Below are 18,403 nucleotides of genomic sequence, written 5' to 3'. Positions count from 1 at the left end.
TTTGTGTGTTGTAAAGTATGCATATCTTAGTCTATACCTTTCAAAAGTATTATTTTTACTTAAATAAAAAAACTTATCGCGCATTATTAAAAGGAAAACATAAATTATTAAATATATCTTAAAAAAGGACGATTAAAATGAAGATATTCTCAAAAGAACAAATCTATAAAGGCGATCAATTAACGACTCAAAAACAAAATATCAGTTCTACCGAATTAATGGAGCGCGCTGGGATACAAATCTTTAATTGGATTCATCAACGGATGCAAGGCGCACAAGTACCCATTCACGTGTTTTGCGGTATTGGCAATAATGGTGGCGACGGTTTGGTGATAGCACGACAACTTCTCGATTATGGGTATAATGTGCATACCTATATAGTGAATTGCAGTGAAAAACGCACTCAGGATTTTTTGATAAACTACGACCGGATTAAACAAACCACCAAAAAGTGGCCAACAATGCTTAATTGCCAGGCTGATTTTCCTGCAATCGGAGCTGAGGATATTATTGTAGATGCTGTTTTTGGAATCGGAATCAATCGGCCAGCGAATGAGTGGGTCAAAGGATTGTTTCAGCATTTTAGGGCTTCCAAAGCATTTACATTAGCGGTTGATTTGCCATCCGGACTATATCCTGATGAAGTTCCTGAAGATGAGAATGGCGTGGTTTGGGCAGATTATACCCTGAGTTTTCAGTCTCCAAAATTGGTGTTCTTTCTTCCAGAGACTTCAAAATATACGGTGCAATGGGAAGTGATTGATATTGGTATTGATTCCGATTTTTTGCAAAACACAGAAACGGAGGTCGAGCTCATCGGTAAAAATGAGATGTTGCCCATCTATAAACCCAGAGAAAATTTTTCGAATAAGGGCACTTATGGCCACGGATTGTTAATTGGCGGAAGTTATGGTAAAATAGGAGCGATGATCCTTTCAGGAAAGGCGGCATTGGCAGCTGGAGCTGGTTTGGTGACTACTTTTATTCCTAAATGTGGATATATCCCTTTGCAATCTGCTTTCCCTGAAGCCATGGTCATTACGGACGCTGATGAAGAGAAGCTAACGGCTATTACATTTGACTTTAAGCCAACTGCGATTGGAATTGGTATGGGAATGGGAGCGGATGAAAAAACGCATCTGGCATTTCAGCAGTTTTTAACTTCCAATACCGCACATTTGGTGATAGATGCTGATGGAATTAATCTGTTATCAAGACATAAAGATGATTTGAAATTATTGAAACCTCAAACGGTGCTCACACCACATCCTAAAGAATTGGAACGTCTTATTGGCAAATGGAAAAACGATTTTGATAAGTTGAAAAAAGCGAAAGCCTTCTCAAAGAAATATGACTGTATTCTGGTTATTAAAGGTGCCAACACCATTACTGTTTTTGGTAATAAAATGTATATTAATTCTACCGGCAATCCTGGATTAGCAACGGGAGGTACAGGCGACGTGTTGACGGGCATAATAACCGGGCTTATTTGTCAAGGTTACGAACCTTTGAGCGCAGCCTTATTTGGGGTTTATTTACATGGTAAATCGGCAGATATCGCCGTGGAAGATTATGGTTATCAAAGTATGACTGCTAGTCATGTAATTGATTATTTGGGACAAGCTTATCTTGACTTGTTTGCAAAATCTTCGGCAGAGGCTCAAACAGATCCGGGTAAGTAAAATCTCAAAATAAAAAAACCGCACTTTAATAGTTGATTAAAGTGCGGTTTTCAAGAAGTGTTAATGAAAGTTTAGATACTTAAACTATCAAATAACTCTACCAATTTTTTACTTGAAGGTCTTGGTGCATTCGCATCTACCACATTGCCATTTGGATCGATTAAAATAAATCTTGGAATACCTTGAATGTTATAGCCTTTAACAAAATCTGATTCCCAGTTTTTATCAGAAAACAAATGGATACCAACCAAATTATCTTCTTTGACCATTGTTTTCCACTTATTCTTAGCAACTTCAAGATCGCCACCACCACTTCTCATAGCGTCATCAACCGAAATGCTCACAAATTGAATGTTTTTATCTTTGTATTGTGCTTCTAACTTTTTTATGGAAGGTATTTCAGCAATACAAGGTCCGCACCAAGTCGCCCAAACATCTACATAAACGTATTTCCCTTTTAAATCATCTAAAGAGGTCGTGCCACCTTCAAAATTTTCGTAGTTTTTAAACGTTGGAGAAGGGGAACCTGCTGGAAATTGCTCTCTAATCGCAATAGTTTCTAAAAAGTAATTTTCATACATTCCCATCATAGGATCCAAGTTTCTATTGGCCTGAACCAAAAGAGTGGAATCAATGGCTTTGTTACTATTATAAAAATCGTTCAGCTTATTCTTGATAGATGCGATTTCTATTTTCAAATCTTCTCTATTCAAGCTGCTTAACTTATCCTGATCCAATAATTCTTCCTGCAACAATTTATGCTCCGCTAAAAAGTTATTATGTTCAGATCCTGTTCCTGTAAATTTGATGGTTTTATCAAAATCGCTGGCATCAACATCCATCGTCAGTTCATATCCGTTTTTTAAGAAGATAGGAGTGGACGCTTTCCCATCATAGATTGCAAAAACTCCAGGTTCATTTATTTTAAGCGTATCCTTAAAAGTACCATCGGCATTAACTTTAATGGTTTTGGTGTAAGTTCGTGTTCCGACTAGGAGGGAATCACTATTCTGGTTGGTGATTTTACCAGAAAAAGTAACATAATCTTTAGGTTCTTGCTTACATGCCACAATAGAAAGTGCACATAAGACAATAAATATTTTTTTCATCGTTATAATTTTAAGTCTCAAAAGTAACAGTTTGAATACATATTTGCAGGTTTTTTTATTAATTATTAACATTTGTTGCATAATGTAAAGGTTATGCTGATTTTTGGGCTCAGAAATAAAATCCATGACATTAACACATTCCATCTCTACAAAAACATTAGAATTATCTACTATAAGCGATATCCTTTTTTATGATAGAAAGTTAGAACTTTCTGAAGAATCTATTACCAAAATCAATAATTGCCGTAAATATTTAGATGAAAGAATGCTCGGGCAGGATGAGCCCATTTATGGTATCAATACAGGTTTTGGATCTTTGTATAACGTTAAAATATCTAAAGATAATTTGACGCAGTTGCAAGAGAATTTGGTCATGTCCCATGCGTGCGGTATTGGAGATCAAGTGCCAAATGCTATTGTGAAATTAATGTTATTGCTGAAAATTCAATCTTTAAGTTATGGTCATAGTGGCGTACAACTGGAAACCGTTTTGCGTTTGGTTGACTTTTATAATCACGATATTTTACCCATCATCTATACACAAGGATCTTTGGGAGCATCCGGAGATTTAGCGCCTTTGGCACATTTGGCCTTGCCTTTAATTGGTAAAGGCGAAGTGTTTTATGAAGGACGCATAAGAACTTCACAAGAAGTTATGGACGAATTTAATTGGCAACCAATTACCTTATTGTCAAAAGAAGGCTTGGCACTTTTAAACGGCACCCAGTTTATGAGTGCTTATGCTGTTCATTTATTGTTGAAATCCTATAAACTTTCTTATTTGGCTGACTTTATTGGCAGTATTTCTTTAGATGCTTTTGATGGACGAATTGAGCCTTTTAATGAATTGGTGCATTTGGTCAGGCCTCATAATGGTCAATTGAAAACGGCCAAACGCATCCGGGAATTTCTGGAAGACAGCGCGCTTATTTCACAAAAGAAACAACATGTTCAAGATCCGTATTCCTTTAGATGTATGCCGCAAGTACATGGCGCTACCAAGGACACCCTTGAATTTGTTCATAAAACCATAAAAACAGAAATTAACTCCGTTACCGACAATCCGAATATCTTTATTGGGGAGAACGAAATTATCTCTGGCGGAAATTTTCATGGCCAACCTTTAGCATTGGCATTGGATTATTTGAAAATTGCCATGGCCGAATTAGGAAACATCTCTGAACGACGAATCTATCAACTCATTTCGGGATTGCGCGGACTTCCAACATTTTTAGTGGATAATCCCGGATTGAACTCTGGTTTTATGATTCCGCAATATACCGCTGCCAGTATTGTAAGTGCGAATAAACAGTTGGCCACACCAGCAAGTGTCGATTCTATTGTTTCTTCAAACGGTCAAGAGGATCATGTGAGTATGGGTGCAAACGCCGCAACACAAGCTTATACCTTAGTTTATAATGTAGAGCGGGTTTTGGCTATTGAATTGCTGAACGCTTCTCAAGCCATAGCTTTTAGAAAACCTACAAACTCATCATCCATAATTGAAGCCTTCTTAAAGAGTTATACCAGTGAAATCAAATTTGTAACGCAAGATGAAATATTTCATGATCTTATCGTAAAATCCATTCAGTTTATTGATGGTTTTAATATTGATAATGACTTGCTTTTCGATTAAAATTTCAATAGAAATTTCATTTCTAGAAGACATGAAAATCTAGAAAACTTGATGGTCTTAAAAGTCTAAATTTTAAGGGAATAGTAGGGTAGGATAAATTGAACTTATAGCTCTAAGATGGATTTGGCCCAAGATACCGCAGCATTCAGGTCATCAAAAGTTTCGATCGGTTTGTTATTTAAAAACAATTTTTCTACTTCAACATTGGATTTGGCCTTGAAATCTTTTGACACAACAGCGAATCCTTTGAGGTTGCAGATTTTTGAGGTTTCGATATAGGTTGCAGGATCTACTGAATAGGAATTTATGCGATGGGTTATATACACAAAAGACCTGTTTTTGAAATACGCATCCGCTACATTTTTGAGTACGCTATTGTGTTTTGGTTCAACAACTAGTCCTTCATTGATAATAACAATGAGGTAGCAGTCGTAAATATGCATCTCACAAAAGTCAAATTTTAATAAATCTGTCATATTTAAATTTAATCGGCAGCGAAATTAAAACAAAAAAGCATCTGATATTTCACAGATGCTTCTTTTATTTTCAGGAATAATAAGTTATGATTCCGTCTGTTTTACTGGTTTTTCAATCTTAACCACCAATTCATTGGATTCTGAGTCCAAATCCATGGTTATTTTGTCGCCTTCATTGAGGTGTGCTGTGATGATCTCTTCGGCCAAAGTGTCCTCAACGTATTTTTGAATCGCACGTTTTAAAGGTCTTGCGCCATACTCTTTATCAAATCCTTTTTCAGCAATATAATCCTTTGCTTTAGAAGTCAATGTCAGTTCATAACCCAAGTCTTTAATGCGAAGAATTAATTTCTCCAACTCGATATCAATAATCTTATCGATATGTTCTTTTTCAAGCGTGTTGAAGACCATCACGTCATCGATTCGGTTTAGGAATTCAGGAGCGAATGCTTTCTTAAGGGCATTTTCAATAATGCTTTTGGAATTATCGCTAGCCTGGGCAGCTTTTGCTGCGGTTCCAAAGCCGACACCTTGTCCAAAATCTTTCAATTTACGAGCGCCAATATTAGATGTCATGATGATTATGGTGTTTCTAAAATCGATCTTACGTCCAAGACTATCCGTCAAGAATCCATCATCGAGTACTTGTAGCAACATGTTAAACACATCAGGATGCGCTTTTTCAATCTCGTCCAATAAAAGTACGGAGTAAGGTTTGCGTCTGATTTTTTCAGTCAACTGTCCACCTTCTTCATAACCTACGTATCCTGGAGGTGCTCCTACAAGTCTTGAGATGGCGAATTTTTCCATGTATTCACTCATGTCAATTCTAATAAGTGCATCTTCACTATCGAAAAGTTGTTTTGCCAACACTTTGGCTAACTGCGTTTTACCAACTCCTGTTTGACCTAAGAATATAAATGAGCCAATTGGTTTGTCAGGGTCTTTTAGTCCGGCACGATTACGCTGAATGGCTTTTACGACCTTCGCAACCGCTTCGTCTTGTCCAATGACTTTACCTTTGATCAGTTCTGGCAAATTGGCCAATTTATTGCTTTCGGTTTGCGCGATTCTGTTTACCGGAATTCCGGTCATCATGGAAACCACATCCGCAACATTGTCTTCAGTAACGATTTCTTTATGCAGTTTGGTTTCTTCCTCCCAGTTTTCTTGGGCCACCGCCAATTCTTTCTCTAAACGTTTTTCATCATCACGCAGTTTTGCAGCCTCTTCATATTTTTGCTTTTTGACCACGGAGTTTTTGGTTTCCTTAACCGCTTCCAATTGCTTTTCGAGCTCTAAAATTTGTTTTGGCACATCGATATTCGTGATATGGACTCTGGAGCCTGCTTCGTCCAAAGCATCAATAGCTTTGTCTGGCAAGAAACGTTCGGTCATATAGCGGTTCGTCAACTTTACACAAGCTATAATGGCTTCTGGAGTGTATTGCACATTATGATGTTCTTCATATTTATCTTTGATGTTTTCTAAAATCTGAATGGTTTCTTCAACAGTTGTTGGTTCAACAATCACTTTTTGAAAACGACGCTCTAACGCACCATCTTTTTCAATGTACTGTCTGTATTCATCCAAAGTAGTGGCGCCAATACATTGTATTTCCCCTCTAGCCAAAGCGGGTTTAAACATATTGGAGGCATCCAAACTTCCTGTGGCACCACCGGCACCTACAATCGTATGGATTTCATCAATAAAAAGAATGATATCATCATTTTTTTCCAACTCATTCATCACTGCTTTCATGCGCTCTTCAAACTGTCCACGATATTTGGTTCCGGCAACTAAACTTGCCAAATCCAAAGTCACAACGCGTTTGTTGAAAAGTATGCGTGACACTTTACGTTGGATGATTCGGAGTGCTAAACCTTCCGCAATGGCCGATTTACCAACACCTGGTTCACCAATAAGTAAGGGGTTGTTCTTTTTACGTCTGCTCAAAATTTGAGAAACACGTTCTATTTCTTTTTCGCGACCAACTACGGGGTCCAGTTTACCTTCTTCAGCCATAACCGTTAAGTCACGACCAAAATTATCTAGAACTGGTGTTTTTGACTTTTTGACACCTTTTGCCGTAGATTGGCTGAATGGGTTTTGTTTCGTTTCATTCTCCTCATTTAAATCGTCATCAGAAAATGACTCCGCCTTTGGAGATTCTGTGTAGTCATCATTGTTAGTTATCATAGACTTGAATTGTTCTTTTACGTTATCATAATCCACTTTAAGCTTGTTTAAAAGCTTTGTTGTTGGATCATTTTCATTTCTTAAGATGCACAATAATAAATGTGCCGTATTGATTGAGGTGCTTTGAAATAACTTAGCTTCTAAAAAAGTGGTTTTAAGCGCACGCTCCGCTTGTCTTGTTAAATGTAGGTTTTTCTTTTCGTTTGATGTCGAAATAAGGCTTGGGTTTGCCGGACTCAAGATCTCCACTTTACGTCGCAAGTGGTTTAAATCAATTTCCAAAGCGCTTAAAATGTCAATAGCTTTGCCATTGCCATCTCTTAGCAACCCTAGCATTAAATGTTCAGTACCTATAAAATCATGTCCCAACCGTAAAGCTTCTTCCTTGCTGTAGGCTATTACATCTTTTACTCTTGGGGAAAAATTATCATCCATATTAAAATCCTTTCTGCATTAAAAATAATGAAAACTACTGTATTAGGGCAAAAACTATACCTTAAATGTTTTCATATTGGCTAAGTGACGAAAAAAACTTCACAATCTCAAAACATTTAACGAGATACTTATTAAATAAAAATGCGGGCTATTGTTAATAAACTATGCCAAAAACACGCGATAAAGTGGCGTTAAAACTCATAAAAGGCTTATCTTAGCACGATTTGAAAACTTACAAAAAATCTAATTAATTTATATATGACAGAAGGAGAAAAAGTGATTCCTATCAACATTGAAGATGAAATGAAATCGGCTTACATTGATTACTCAATGTCAGTCATTGTGTCACGTGCTTTACCAGATGTTAGGGATGGTCTAAAACCAGTGCACAGACGTGTGCTTTTTGGCATGCATGAACTAGGAATTAGAGCAAACACGGCTCATAAAAAATCAGCAAGAATTGTTGGTGAAGTACTCGGTAAATACCATCCACATGGTGATACCTCCGTTTACGACGCCATGGTTCGTATGGCTCAAGATTGGAGTTTACGCTATATGTTAGTGGACGGACAAGGTAACTTTGGTTCCATTGATGGTGATAGCCCTGCAGCAATGCGTTATACAGAAGCGCGAATGCGTAAAATTTCTGAAGACATGTTGGCAGACATTGATAAGGAAACTGTTGATCATCGACTCAATTTTGACGATACTTTACAAGAACCAACCGTTTTGCCTACACGTATTCCTGGACTTTTAGTTAATGGAGCTTCTGGTATTGCAGTGGGTATGGCGACGAATATGCCTCCTCATAATTTAAGTGAAGTAGTTGATGGCATCATCGCTTATATTGATAATCGTGATATCGATATTGACGAGTTGATAACACATATTAAAGCTCCAGATTTTCCTACTGGAGGAATAATTTATGGTTATGATGGCGTAAGAGAGGCTTTTAAAACAGGTCGTGGTAGAGTTGTGATGAGAGCAAAAGCAGTTATTGAAGAGGTTCAAGGGAGAGAGACGATCATCGTCACTGAAATCCCATACCAAGTCAATAAGGCCGAGATGATCAAGAAAACGGCTGATTTAGTCAATGAAAAGAAAATTGACGGGATTTCCATGATTCGTGATGAATCCGATAGAAACGGGATGCGTATTGTTTACGTGTTGAAGCGCGATGCGATTCCTAATATCGTTTTGAACACCTTATATAAGTACACTGCGTTACAGTCGTCTTTTAGTGTTAACAATATCGCGCTTGTGAAAGGTCGTCCAGAATTGTTGAACTTAAAGGATATGATTCATCATTTTGTTGAGCATAGACATGAGGTTGTAATAAGAAGGACTATCTATGAACTTCGCAAAGCAGAAGAACGCGCCCACATTTTAGAAGGATTAATCATTGCTTCAGATAATATTGATGAAGTTATTGCATTAATCCGTTCCTCATCGAATGCTGATGAAGCACGCGAGAAGTTGATTGAACGTTTTGCACTTTCTGAAATACAAGCGAAAGCTATTGTGGAGATGCGTTTGCGTCAATTAACTGGTTTAGAGCAAGACAAATTACGTTCTGAATATGATGAGTTGATGAAAACCATTGAAGATTTGAAAGATATTCTTGATAAAGAAGAACGTCGTATGCAAATCATCAAGGATGAGTTGGCTGTTGTTAAAGATAAGTATGGCGATGAGCGTCGTTCAGTCATTGAATATGCAGGTGGCGACTTGAGCATTGAGGATATGATTCCTGATGAGCAAGTGGTCATTACCATTTCACATGCGGGTTATATTAAACGTACGTCATTGACCGAATATAAAACTCAGAATAGAGGAGGAGTAGGTCAGAAAGCATCTACCACCCGTAATGAGGATTTCTTGGAGCATTTGTTTGTTGGAACCAATCACCAGTACATGCTGTTCTTTACTCAAAAAGGTAAATGTTTCTGGATGCGTGTTTATGAAATTCCTGAAGGTAGCAAAACCTCAAAAGGTCGAGCGATCCAAAACTTGATTAATATTGAACAGGATGATAAAGTAAAAGCGTTTATTTGTACTCAAGACCTGAAGAACGAAGAGTATATCAATAGCCATTATGTCATTATGGCAACTAAAAACGGTCAGGTTAAGAAAACATCTTTAGAGCAATATTCGCGTCCAAGAACCAATGGTATTAATGCCATTACTATTAAGGACGATGATATTTTACTAGAAGCGAAATTAACCACTGGTAACAGTCAGGTGATGTTGGCTCTAAAATCTGGTAAAGCGATTCGTTTTGAGGAAGCTAAAACACGTCCGATGGGAAGAAGTGCTTCTGGTGTAAGAGGTATTCGATTGGCACATGATAAAGACGAAGTCATTGGTATGGTGACTATTGAAAATCCAATGGAAGAATCTGTATTGGTAGTTTCTGAAAATGGTTTTGGTAAACGTACTTATATTGATGATCCAGAAGATGGTGTCGAAGTTTATCGAATTACCAACAGAGGTGGAAAAGGTGTGAAAACCATTTCTATTACTGAAAAAACAGGTAGTTTGGTGGCCATCAAATCGGTAAGTGATGACGATGATTTAATGATTATTAACAAGTCTGGGATAGCTATTCGTTTGGCAGTAAAAAATCTTCGTGTCATGGGAAGAGCTACTCAAGGCGTGAAATTAATCAATTTGAAAGGCAATGATTCTATTGCCGCAGTTGCAAAAGTAATGAGTGAAGAAGAGGAAGAAGTTGAGCTACTTGAAAACGATTTAAATGAATCTGTTGACAATGAGCCTTCTAACGAAGACGGCACAACTCTTGATAACTTAGAAGACGAAAATAATAATTAACACTAAATACTTAAAATAACTAAAAATGAAAAAACAAACGATCGTCGCTTTGGCACTTTTAGTAGGTTCGTTTTCTTTTGCACAAAAGAACGAATTGAAGGACGCTGAAAAAGCCTTAAAGAAAAGTAACTACGCAGAGGCTAAATCTGCAATTAATTCTGCAGAGTCCTTAATTGGAAATGCAGACGACAAAATGAAGGCTCAGTTCTACTTTTTAAAAGGACAAGCGTATTATGCCAACGGTACGGGATCAGGTGCTGATATGGATACGGCCATCCAAAGTTTGGATATGGTGGAAAAGACTGAAGGAAAGAATGGAAAGTATTCTAAAAACGTTCAGGAAATTAAACAAGGCATGCTGACTTCTTTCTTGACCAAAGCAAATGAAGCTTTAGAAAGCAAAAACTTTACAGCTTCTTCTGCCGGATTTGAAAAAGCCTACAGAATGTCAACAAAAGACACCTTGTATCTTTATTATGCAGCTGCAACAGCGGTAAATGGTGAGGATTACCCAGTAGCTTTGAAATATTATGAAGAGCTTAAAAATCTTGGATATAATGGGGTTGAAACGGAATATGTAGCCATTAATAAGACTACAAACGAAGAAGAATCATTTCCTTCAAAGAGTTTGATGGATATTTCTGTTAAAGCTGGAACGCATATTAAGCCACAGGCTAAAAAATCAGCTTCTAAAAAAGGAGAAATTGTTAGAAACGTTGCCTTGATATACATGAACCAAGGAGATAACGAGAAAGCTGTAGCAGCGATGAAAGACGCAAGGAAAGCGAATCCTGATGATTCTTCTTTGATTATTTCTGAAGCTAACATGCAATTGAAAATGGGCAACAGAGAGGAATTTAAAAGTCTGATCCAAGAAGCTTTGGTAAAGGATCCAAACAATCCAGAATTGTTATTTAACTTGGGTATCGTAGCAGCTGAGGCCGGCGAAACCCAAGAAGCTAAAGGCTATTATGAAAAAGCAATCGAATTAAAGCCTGATTATACGGATGTATATAATAATATGGCCGTATTAATCTTAAGTCAAGAGCAAGATATTATTGAAAAAATGAATGCGCTTGGTAGTTCAGCTGCTGACAACAAAAAGTACGATCAACTTAAAGCTGAAAGAACTAAACTTTATACCGATGCGATTCCATATTTGGAAACAACGCTTAAGTTAAGACCTACAGATTTGCAAGCAGCAAAAACCTTGGTGAATATCTATAGCGCTATTGGTGAAACTGCAAAATATAAAGAAATGAAAGCCAAAGTTGAAGCTTTGGAAAGCGGTCAAAAATAATTGTACCGATGGATTCAATAAAAAAATGCTATCTCTTTTGGGATAGCATTTTTTTTATATTACTTTTTTTATGACCCTGAGTTTATGGGTATGCATTTTGACATCACTGTTGTATATTCCAGAATGATCCAATCGATCAATTCTAACTTTTCCATGGGCGTGGATGATGTAATTGTCAGGCATAATGATCCCGACATGCACAATCTGTCCTTCATTATTATCAAAAAAAGCCAAATCCCCTGCTTCACTTTCTTCAATAAAACTTAAAGCTTCTCCTTGTTTTGCCTGTTGTTCCACAGCACGAAACAGTTCGTAGCCATTCAATTTATAAACCATTTGCGTAAATCCTGCCGCATCAATTCCAAAGGGCGTTTTGCCTCCCCATAAATAAGGCGCATTGCGATACATAAAAGCAGTATTTATTAGGTTTGATTTTGGCTGAACGCCTGAAATACAATTCCCATCAAAGGAGTGGTTAAGAAAATTTAAAGCGGCTAAGGAAGATCCCAGTGGAATGGTTAATAATTCGTCATTGGCATCTTGTATAAATTCAATCAAATCGGCCGAAAGTCTTTGCGCACAGTCTATTAATGAATTATAATCTGATTCCGGAATTTCAAGATATTGGTTATTGTCAATCCAACCTTCGCAGCGGTCAAATTCCAAACGGATTTTACTCCATTTTTTTCGTCTTTCAATGACTTTAAAAACATCGCCATATAATACTTGCGAAAGGAGTTCGGTTGTATCCAAAGGTTCAACTCTTAAAGAGACAATGCTTAAATTGGCAATTCCGTAGGTCATCGATGGAGATTGTCTATTGACTAATTTTTATTAAGGATGAAGTAATCGTTATGAGTTGGAGTGGAAATAAGTATTGAAAATATAGAATTAATAATATTATGCACGTTCAATCACAATTGCTGAAGCACCTCCGCCACCATTACAAATAGCTGCTGCTCCAATTTTAGCGTTGTTCTGTTCCAATACATTGATCAAGGTAATGATAATCCGAACCCCTGAACAACCCAATGGATGACCTAAAGAAACCGCGCCTCCGTTAACGTTGACATTACGATCATTCAGACCTAAAATTTTCATATTTGCCAATCCAACAACAGAAAAAGCTTCATTGAATTCAAAAAAGTCCACATCTTTTATTGAAATACCAGCTTTATCCAACGCTTTAGGTAAAGCTAAGGCCGGCGCCGTAGTAAACCATTTTGGCTCATGTGCGGCATCAGCATATCCTTTTATTATGGCCAAAGGTTTTAAACCTAAAGCCTCTGCTTTTTCTCTACTCATTAAAACTACGGCACCTGCGCCATCATTTATGGTCGAAGCGTTTGCAGCAGTTACGGTTCCGTCTTTTGTAAAAGCAGGTCTTAATGAAGGTATTTTATCCAGGCTTACATTCGTGTATTCTTCATCTTTAGAAACAATCACAGCATCTCCACGACGCTGAGGCACTTCTACAGGTACAATTTCATTATCAAATTTTCCGGCATCCCAAGCGGCTGCAGATCGTTTATAAGATTGGACAGCAAAAGCATCCTGATCTTCTCTACTGAATTCATATTCTGTTGCACAAGCATCAGCACAAACCCCCATAGCATTGTCATCGTAGGCATCAACCAAGCCATCTTTTTGCATCCCATCAATCAATGTTGCCGGGCCAAATTTTGTTCCCGTACGCGCGTGAAAATAATGAGGAATCAAACTCATGTTTTCCATACCTCCAGCAACAATAATATCAGCATCGCCCAAAGCAATCGCTTGCGCTGCTTGCATGACTGCCTTCATTCCTGAAGCACATACTTTATTGACCGTTGTACAAGGTACAGTATCCGGAATCCCAGCATAAATAGCGGCTTGACGTGCAGGCGCTTGTCCAGCTCCTGCTTGTACCACATTGCCCATTATCACTTCTTGCACCAATCCTGGATTAAGATTGATCTTATCCAAGGCACCTTTTATGGCTATAGCTCCTAATTTTGGAGCAGGAATTGTAGATAAGGCTCCTAAAAAACTACCGATTGGAGTTCTAGCTGCAGACACAATAACGACTTCTTTGCTCATTTCTAATGGGTTTTAATTTGATTGGTGCAAAATTAAACATTTTTTAATTGATTTTGGGACGAAACCTAAGGTTAAACCGACAAATGCTTTTATATTTTACTACTTTTGAAGGAGAATTGATAAGATTTTGATGAAAAATATTATAAACAAGTGGTACAAGAATCATTCACTTATTTACAAAATTATCCTATTTATTGGGACAACGTTTCTAATTGTTTACCTCTTTCCTAAAAGTGGAAAGTTCAAATACAATTTTGATAAAAACAAACCCTGGCAATCTGAAAATCTGTATGCGCCATTCGACTTTGCTATTCAAAAATCGCCAGAAGAGTTAGAAAAGGAGAAATCGGCCATTATTGAAAATAGTGCCATTTATTTTGATATTACCGAGGAAGTCAAGGATTTTGTATATGACGATTACAACAAGAAGTTCAATGCTACCTTTAATGATTCCTTGGGTCGTAAAAAAACGGAGTTGTACAAAATCGGTAAAACGGTACTTAACGAGATTTATAAAAATGGTGTTTTAGAAGAGGACTACAATTATCCCAATGATAAGAATGTGGTGATTTTGGATGGCCAGAATCAGATAGCTTCTACGACCTATTCAGAACTTGCTAAAATAGACGCCTTTCGAAAACTCTTGGAAAAGCAACTTGAAGAAAAAGGAAATTCGAATTTTAGTTCGGTATTTGTGTCCCTGTTTTTTGATTTGATTGAACCCAATTTGAAAGTCAATAAGTCCATGACAAAAAACGCATTGGATGAAGAGTTGAATAAAATATCGACTACACATGGCAATGTTGAACGAGAAACGCTGATTATCGCTAAAGGCGAGCTGGTGGAAGGTCATAAATATGACGTTTTAAAATCGTTGGAATCGGAATACGAATCTCAGGTTTGGAGTTCTTCCAATTACACTTGGGTGGTCATTTCCTACTCAATTTTAGTGGCATTAACCTTATTGATGCTGCTTCTTTTTTTAAGAAAATATAGGATAGAAGTGTTTTTGGATAATACCAAGGTCACTTTTATATTTTTCAATATTCTTTTGATGGTGTTGTTAACCACACTTATTGTGAGTTATAATGCCAGATACGTATATGTGGTGCCGCTTTGTGTCCTTCCATTAGTATTAAAAGCCTTTTTTGATGCGCGATTAGGATTGTTCTCACATGTATTGACGGTGCTTTTATTAGGGTTTGTTGTGCCCAACAGTTACGAGTATATGTTTTTACAGATCATTGCTGGGATTGTAACCATTCTGACGGTTTCTGAATTGTATAAACGTGCTAATTTATTTATTTCGGTGGGACAGATTACGGGCATATATATCATTACCTATTTCGCTTTTTTCGTCATTCATGAAGGCAGTATCGTCAATCTCAATTTTGAGGCCTTCGGAATTTTTATTCTCTGCGGATTAGCCACTTTGTTTGTACAGCCGTTGATTTATATCTATGAAAAGTTATTTGGATTGGTTTCAGATGTATCCTTGTTAGAGCTTTCAGATACCAATGGCAAGCTATTAAAGGAATTGGCGAATAAGGCGCCCGGAACGTTTCATCACAGCTTAAACGTTGCCAATTTAGCCGAAGCCTGTGCCAATGAAATAGGAGCCAACGCCATGTTGGTTAGGGTAGGAGCGTTATACCATGATATTGGGAAGATGAAAAATCCGACCTATTTTATCGAAAATCAATCTACCGGAATTAATCCTCACGATGAATTGTCGGCACAGGAAAGCACTCAAATTATTTTCGACCATGTTCTGGATGGCATTGAAATAGGAAAGCGCAATAATTTGCCCGATCGGGTCATCGATTTTATCAGGACGCATCACGGCACGACGATGGTATATTATTTCTATATGAAAGAAAAGGAAATTGATATTGCTGCCAATGCTGCAGATTTTAGATATGCCGGCCCAAAACCTTTCAGTAAGGAAACAGCAATTTTAATGATGTGCGATAGCGTTGAAGCTGCTTCAAAAAGCTTAAAAGATCCATCATCCACCAAAATCAATCATTTTGTGGAGAACATTATTAACAAGCAAATGGAGGACGGACAGTTTTTAAATGCGAATATTACCTTTAAAGAGATCGAATCTATCAAGAAAATTTTAAAAAATAAATTAGCTAACATCTTCCATCTCAGGATAGAGTATCCAGAATAAAAAAATGGGAAGAAATAGTTTACAAATTAGTTGTAATCTTTGAAATGATGTACTACATTTGCATCCGAATTCAGAACAACAAGTTCTTTATTTAAACGGAGAGGTGCCAGAGCGGTAATGGAGCAGATTGCTAATCTGTCGACGGGTAACTGTCGCCAGGGTTCGAGTCCCTGTCTCTCCGCAAGATTTGCTAAATATACCGGATAGCAAGTTTAAAAAGAAATTCAACTCTTGTAGTTGATTTCGGGGTGTAGCGTAGCCCGGTTATCGCGCCGCGTTTGGGACGCGGAGGTCGCAGGTTCGAATCCTGCCACCCCGACCAGCAAAAGCCTACAAAATCATAGATTTTGTAGGCTTTTTTCATTTGTGGCGTTGCCAACGCAGTTGAGCAAAAGCAAACAAATGAAAAAAGCCGTGAAAACAGCTTTTCGCGGTTTTGGCTTTTAATGAGCAACGACCTCATCTCAGGATCAACAAAGCTAATCCTGCTCCGTCAAATCAATGTAAGGCAAAAGTTATGGTTTTTTTAGGTTAAGTGAAAATTGTTGGTGGAAAACACGGACAATGGCATAGCAAACGTCCTTCCATTCGGATAATTACCTACTTGACAATAATCGTTTTTTTAAGATTTTCGATACTTTCTGATAGGTTTGCAGTTGTAGAAATGGCAATTCGTTGTATGTAACGCAACCTTTCATAGTATTCAGCATCTAAAGATTAAACTAATCTTTAAAAACCAACAAAATGAGGAAAATTATTAAATTAAATTTATTTCTGTGTTTAGCCATTTCGATCCCATTTCTTTCCAGTTGTTCAAAAAGCGATGATGGAGATGCACAAATAACAGTTGAAATGACTGTGTATCCAGAAACCGGTTATAATGTTTACTTTATGTCTGATAATGTCTATGGTGAATTTTTAATGTTTTCAGAGAGCGATAATCAAGAAAAAAGACTGCTCACAAGTGGCCAATCTATTTACGATAATTTGGAATATGAAAAGGGCTATGAATACAAAATCGAAGCAAGAAAAATATTCTTAAAAAATCCGCCACAAGATGGCTCTTCAATCGAGTTTGAGTTTGTAAAAACCCTTTCCAAGAAAAAAGTTATTACTCAAAATAATGAATTCCAGATTGAAATGGAAGTTGGCCCAACTAAGGTTGAATTTATTTCACTTTCAAAAAATAAACCTCAAAAAGGCTTATTGGTCAAGGAAAATGGAGAGAACAAAATGAAACCGCTGTTAGGAATAGAGGGATTTAATTACGAAGAAGGTTATACCTACAAGCTGACCGTCATAAAAGTAATTCAGCCAGAACCTTATTCTGTAACCTACATTTTGGTTGATATTATATCCAAAGAACAAGCGTAAAAATGATTGGATTTTCAAACATCACTTTTATTCTGAAAATCCAATTTTTATATAATATCTCGTGAAAATTGTTGGTGGAAAGCACTAACAACGGCGTTGTTAAGGTGAGGCGTAATTTGGAGTTTATAAAATCTAATGTTCTTTAAAAATCCAGGCTTTCTACGTCAATGATACCCCAACCATTTATATTAATGATTACCCAAATATCATTTTGTTTTATCTCAAAATGAGCAATAGTGACATTTTCCAAGCATCCTAAAATCGAAATGCCACTTTTTACTTCAATTTTGGAAGCGAGCTTTTCATTTAATAGAAGCATGTTTTTCTTTATTATTGGCAATAATTCAATACTAAGATTTTTGATTATTTTATGATAAATAAAGGTATTGATTAGGGATTTCAACAGTTGATTAGCAAACCAACTTTTTCCTTTACTATCAATTTTATAAGTATCAATATAAATTTTTTGAGACCCAACATCCAGGTTTACAAATGTTAGAACTGAAATATCTAATTCTCGCTTATTGTAAAAAGTGGTTAGCGTTTCTAGTTTAACCATCAATTCTATATTATACTTTTCGATATCGGTTTGTTCAATATCAATGTCGAGGATCTTAAAGTAATTGACGGTTTTTCCATTAGAATTAGGTCTACTGATGGTTGTACCCACAAACTCTTTATTTAAGTAGTTTTTTAAGGCGGTAAAACTAATTTTAATCGGAATGGATAGCGATATATCGTGATTAGTTGATTCTTGTTGGTAATCCATATTTCGGAAATTTAGGATGAGACTCAATTTAAATAACTAAAATTTTATAAATATCTTGAGTAGTGTATTAAAAAGCACGCTTCAATGTTGTAGATAGACATCTTCTAAACCTGAAGATTTCTAACCTTTAATAAATTAGTCTTTCTAACATTATTCTTCAAAGTTACCTAATATTCTACGGTCGGTGAAAATTATTAGATTGATAATGAAACAACTATTTAAGTTGATGGACCTTTTATTCTGTTTCCATTAATTACCTTACTGTCAACAGGAAGAAACTATAGGCTATAGGCAACCTCTCATATCTAATTTAAAAGCGATAACATACTTTTTATT

12 protein-coding genes and 2 tRNA genes are annotated in these 18,403 nt (G+C 36.8%); 8 read left to right on the top strand and 6 right to left on the bottom strand.

Features of this window, described 5'->3' with window-relative positions:
* Positions 1-137 precede the first annotated feature (137 nt).
* A complete protein-coding gene (locus tag ACOH2D_RS00655) occupies positions 138-1,682 on the top strand; it encodes an NAD(P)H-hydrate dehydratase (protein ID WP_348035457.1) in 1,545 nt (514 codons plus the stop codon).
* A gap of 71 nt (positions 1,683-1,753) precedes the next feature.
* On the opposite strand, the gene ACOH2D_RS00650 is transcribed toward ACOH2D_RS00655, so the two are convergent.
* Positions 1,754-2,791 carry a redoxin family protein gene (locus ACOH2D_RS00650; RefSeq protein ID WP_449534087.1) on the bottom strand — a complete coding sequence of 346 codons (1,038 nt, stop codon included), beginning with the start codon at positions 2,789-2,791 and terminating at the stop codon, positions 1,754-1,756.
* Between the two features lie 124 nt (positions 2,792-2,915).
* Here ACOH2D_RS00650 and hutH point away from each other — a divergent pair, with 124 nt between their 5' ends.
* A complete protein-coding gene (gene hutH / locus ACOH2D_RS00645; RefSeq protein WP_449534086.1) occupies positions 2,916-4,427 on the top strand; it encodes a histidine ammonia-lyase in 1,512 nt (503 codons plus the stop codon).
* 104 nt (positions 4,428-4,531) lie between these two features.
* Here the strand turns inward: hutH and ACOH2D_RS00640 are convergent, their stop codons facing one another.
* Both ACOH2D_RS00640 and ACOH2D_RS00635 read right to left on the bottom strand, forming a co-directional pair.
* Positions 4,532-4,903: a hypothetical protein gene (locus ACOH2D_RS00640; RefSeq protein WP_449534085.1), complete on the bottom strand. Its 372-nt coding sequence runs from the start codon at positions 4,901-4,903 to the stop codon at positions 4,532-4,534.
* A gap of 84 nt (positions 4,904-4,987) precedes the next feature.
* Positions 4,988-7,537, bottom strand: a complete 2,550-nt coding sequence (locus ACOH2D_RS00635; protein ID WP_348035453.1) for an ATP-dependent Clp protease ATP-binding subunit — start codon at positions 7,535-7,537, stop codon at positions 4,988-4,990.
* A 258-nt stretch (positions 7,538-7,795) separates the two neighbouring features.
* Between ACOH2D_RS00635 and gyrA the strand changes: the two genes are divergently transcribed.
* A complete protein-coding gene (gene gyrA / locus ACOH2D_RS00630) occupies positions 7,796-10,369 on the top strand; it encodes a DNA gyrase subunit A (RefSeq protein WP_348035452.1) in 2,574 nt (857 codons plus the stop codon).
* Positions 10,370-10,394: 25 nt separating this feature from the next.
* Complete coding sequence (locus tag ACOH2D_RS00625; protein ID WP_348035451.1) at positions 10,395-11,669, top strand: tetratricopeptide repeat protein; 1,275 nt, start codon at positions 10,395-10,397, stop codon at positions 11,667-11,669.
* Between the two features lie 54 nt (positions 11,670-11,723).
* Here the strand turns inward: ACOH2D_RS00625 and ACOH2D_RS00620 are convergent, their stop codons facing one another.
* Both ACOH2D_RS00620 and ACOH2D_RS00615 read right to left on the bottom strand, forming a co-directional pair.
* On the bottom strand, positions 11,724-12,473 hold the full coding sequence (locus tag ACOH2D_RS00620; RefSeq protein WP_449534084.1) for a C40 family peptidase: 750 nt from the start codon (positions 12,471-12,473) through the stop codon (positions 11,724-11,726).
* Between the two features lie 96 nt (positions 12,474-12,569).
* Positions 12,570-13,748 carry an acetyl-CoA C-acyltransferase gene (locus tag ACOH2D_RS00615; protein WP_348035449.1) on the bottom strand — a complete coding sequence of 393 codons (1,179 nt, stop codon included), beginning with the start codon at positions 13,746-13,748 and terminating at the stop codon, positions 12,570-12,572.
* Between the two features lie 130 nt (positions 13,749-13,878).
* Here ACOH2D_RS00615 and ACOH2D_RS00610 point away from each other — a divergent pair, with 130 nt between their 5' ends.
* The 4 genes from ACOH2D_RS00610 (at position 13,879) to ACOH2D_RS00595 (ending at position 17,298) form a co-directional block, all read left to right on the top strand.
* A complete protein-coding gene (locus ACOH2D_RS00610) occupies positions 13,879-15,924 on the top strand; it encodes an HD family phosphohydrolase (protein WP_449534083.1) in 2,046 nt (681 codons plus the stop codon).
* Positions 15,925-16,021: 97 nt separating this feature from the next.
* Positions 16,022-16,105, top strand: a tRNA-Ser gene (locus ACOH2D_RS00605).
* A gap of 63 nt (positions 16,106-16,168) precedes the next feature.
* Positions 16,169-16,246 (top strand) — tRNA-Pro (locus ACOH2D_RS00600).
* 422 nt (positions 16,247-16,668) lie between these two features.
* Positions 16,669-17,298 carry a DUF4377 domain-containing protein gene (locus tag ACOH2D_RS00595; protein ID WP_348034927.1) on the top strand — a complete coding sequence of 210 codons (630 nt, stop codon included), beginning with the start codon at positions 16,669-16,671 and terminating at the stop codon, positions 17,296-17,298.
* 142 nt (positions 17,299-17,440) lie between these two features.
* On the opposite strand, the gene ACOH2D_RS00590 is transcribed toward ACOH2D_RS00595, so the two are convergent.
* Positions 17,441-18,067 (bottom strand): DUF4403 family protein, encoded by a 627-nt coding sequence (locus tag ACOH2D_RS00590; protein ID WP_449534082.1) that lies wholly within the window; start codon positions 18,065-18,067, stop codon positions 17,441-17,443.
* Positions 18,068-18,403: the final 336 nt, after the last annotated feature.

The sequence above is a fragment of the Gelidibacter sp. genome, assembly GCF_053579655.1.
This window is presented reverse-complemented; position numbering and strand designations above follow the sequence as displayed.

What these genes read in the sequence shown, in the direction of transcription:
- ACOH2D_RS00590 (WP_449534082.1), bottom strand. Translation starts at nt 18,067, where the DNA reads ATGGATTACCAACAAGAATCAACTAATCACGATATATCGCTATCCATT.
- ACOH2D_RS00655 (WP_348035457.1), top strand. Translation starts at nt 138, where the DNA reads ATGAAGATATTCTCAAAAGAACAAATCTATAAAGGCGATCAATTAACG.
- ACOH2D_RS00615 (WP_348035449.1), bottom strand. Translation starts at nt 13,748, where the DNA reads ATGAGCAAAGAAGTCGTTATTGTGTCTGCAGCTAGAACTCCAATCGGT.
- ACOH2D_RS00620 (WP_449534084.1), bottom strand. Translation starts at nt 12,473, where the DNA reads ATGACCTACGGAATTGCCAATTTAAGCATTGTCTCTTTAAGAGTTGAA.
- hutH (WP_449534086.1), top strand. Translation starts at nt 2,916, where the DNA reads ATGACATTAACACATTCCATCTCTACAAAAACATTAGAATTATCTACT.
- ACOH2D_RS00635 (WP_348035453.1), bottom strand. Translation starts at nt 7,537, where the DNA reads ATGGATGATAATTTTTCCCCAAGAGTAAAAGATGTAATAGCCTACAGC.
- ACOH2D_RS00650 (WP_449534087.1), bottom strand. Translation starts at nt 2,791, where the DNA reads ATGAAAAAAATATTTATTGTCTTATGTGCACTTTCTATTGTGGCATGT.
- ACOH2D_RS00640 (WP_449534085.1), bottom strand. Translation starts at nt 4,903, where the DNA reads ATGACAGATTTATTAAAATTTGACTTTTGTGAGATGCATATTTACGAC.
- ACOH2D_RS00595 (WP_348034927.1), top strand. Translation starts at nt 16,669, where the DNA reads ATGAGGAAAATTATTAAATTAAATTTATTTCTGTGTTTAGCCATTTCG.
- gyrA (WP_348035452.1), top strand. Translation starts at nt 7,796, where the DNA reads ATGACAGAAGGAGAAAAAGTGATTCCTATCAACATTGAAGATGAAATG.
- ACOH2D_RS00625 (WP_348035451.1), top strand. Translation starts at nt 10,395, where the DNA reads ATGAAAAAACAAACGATCGTCGCTTTGGCACTTTTAGTAGGTTCGTTT.
- ACOH2D_RS00610 (WP_449534083.1), top strand. Translation starts at nt 13,879, where the DNA reads ATGAAAAATATTATAAACAAGTGGTACAAGAATCATTCACTTATTTAC.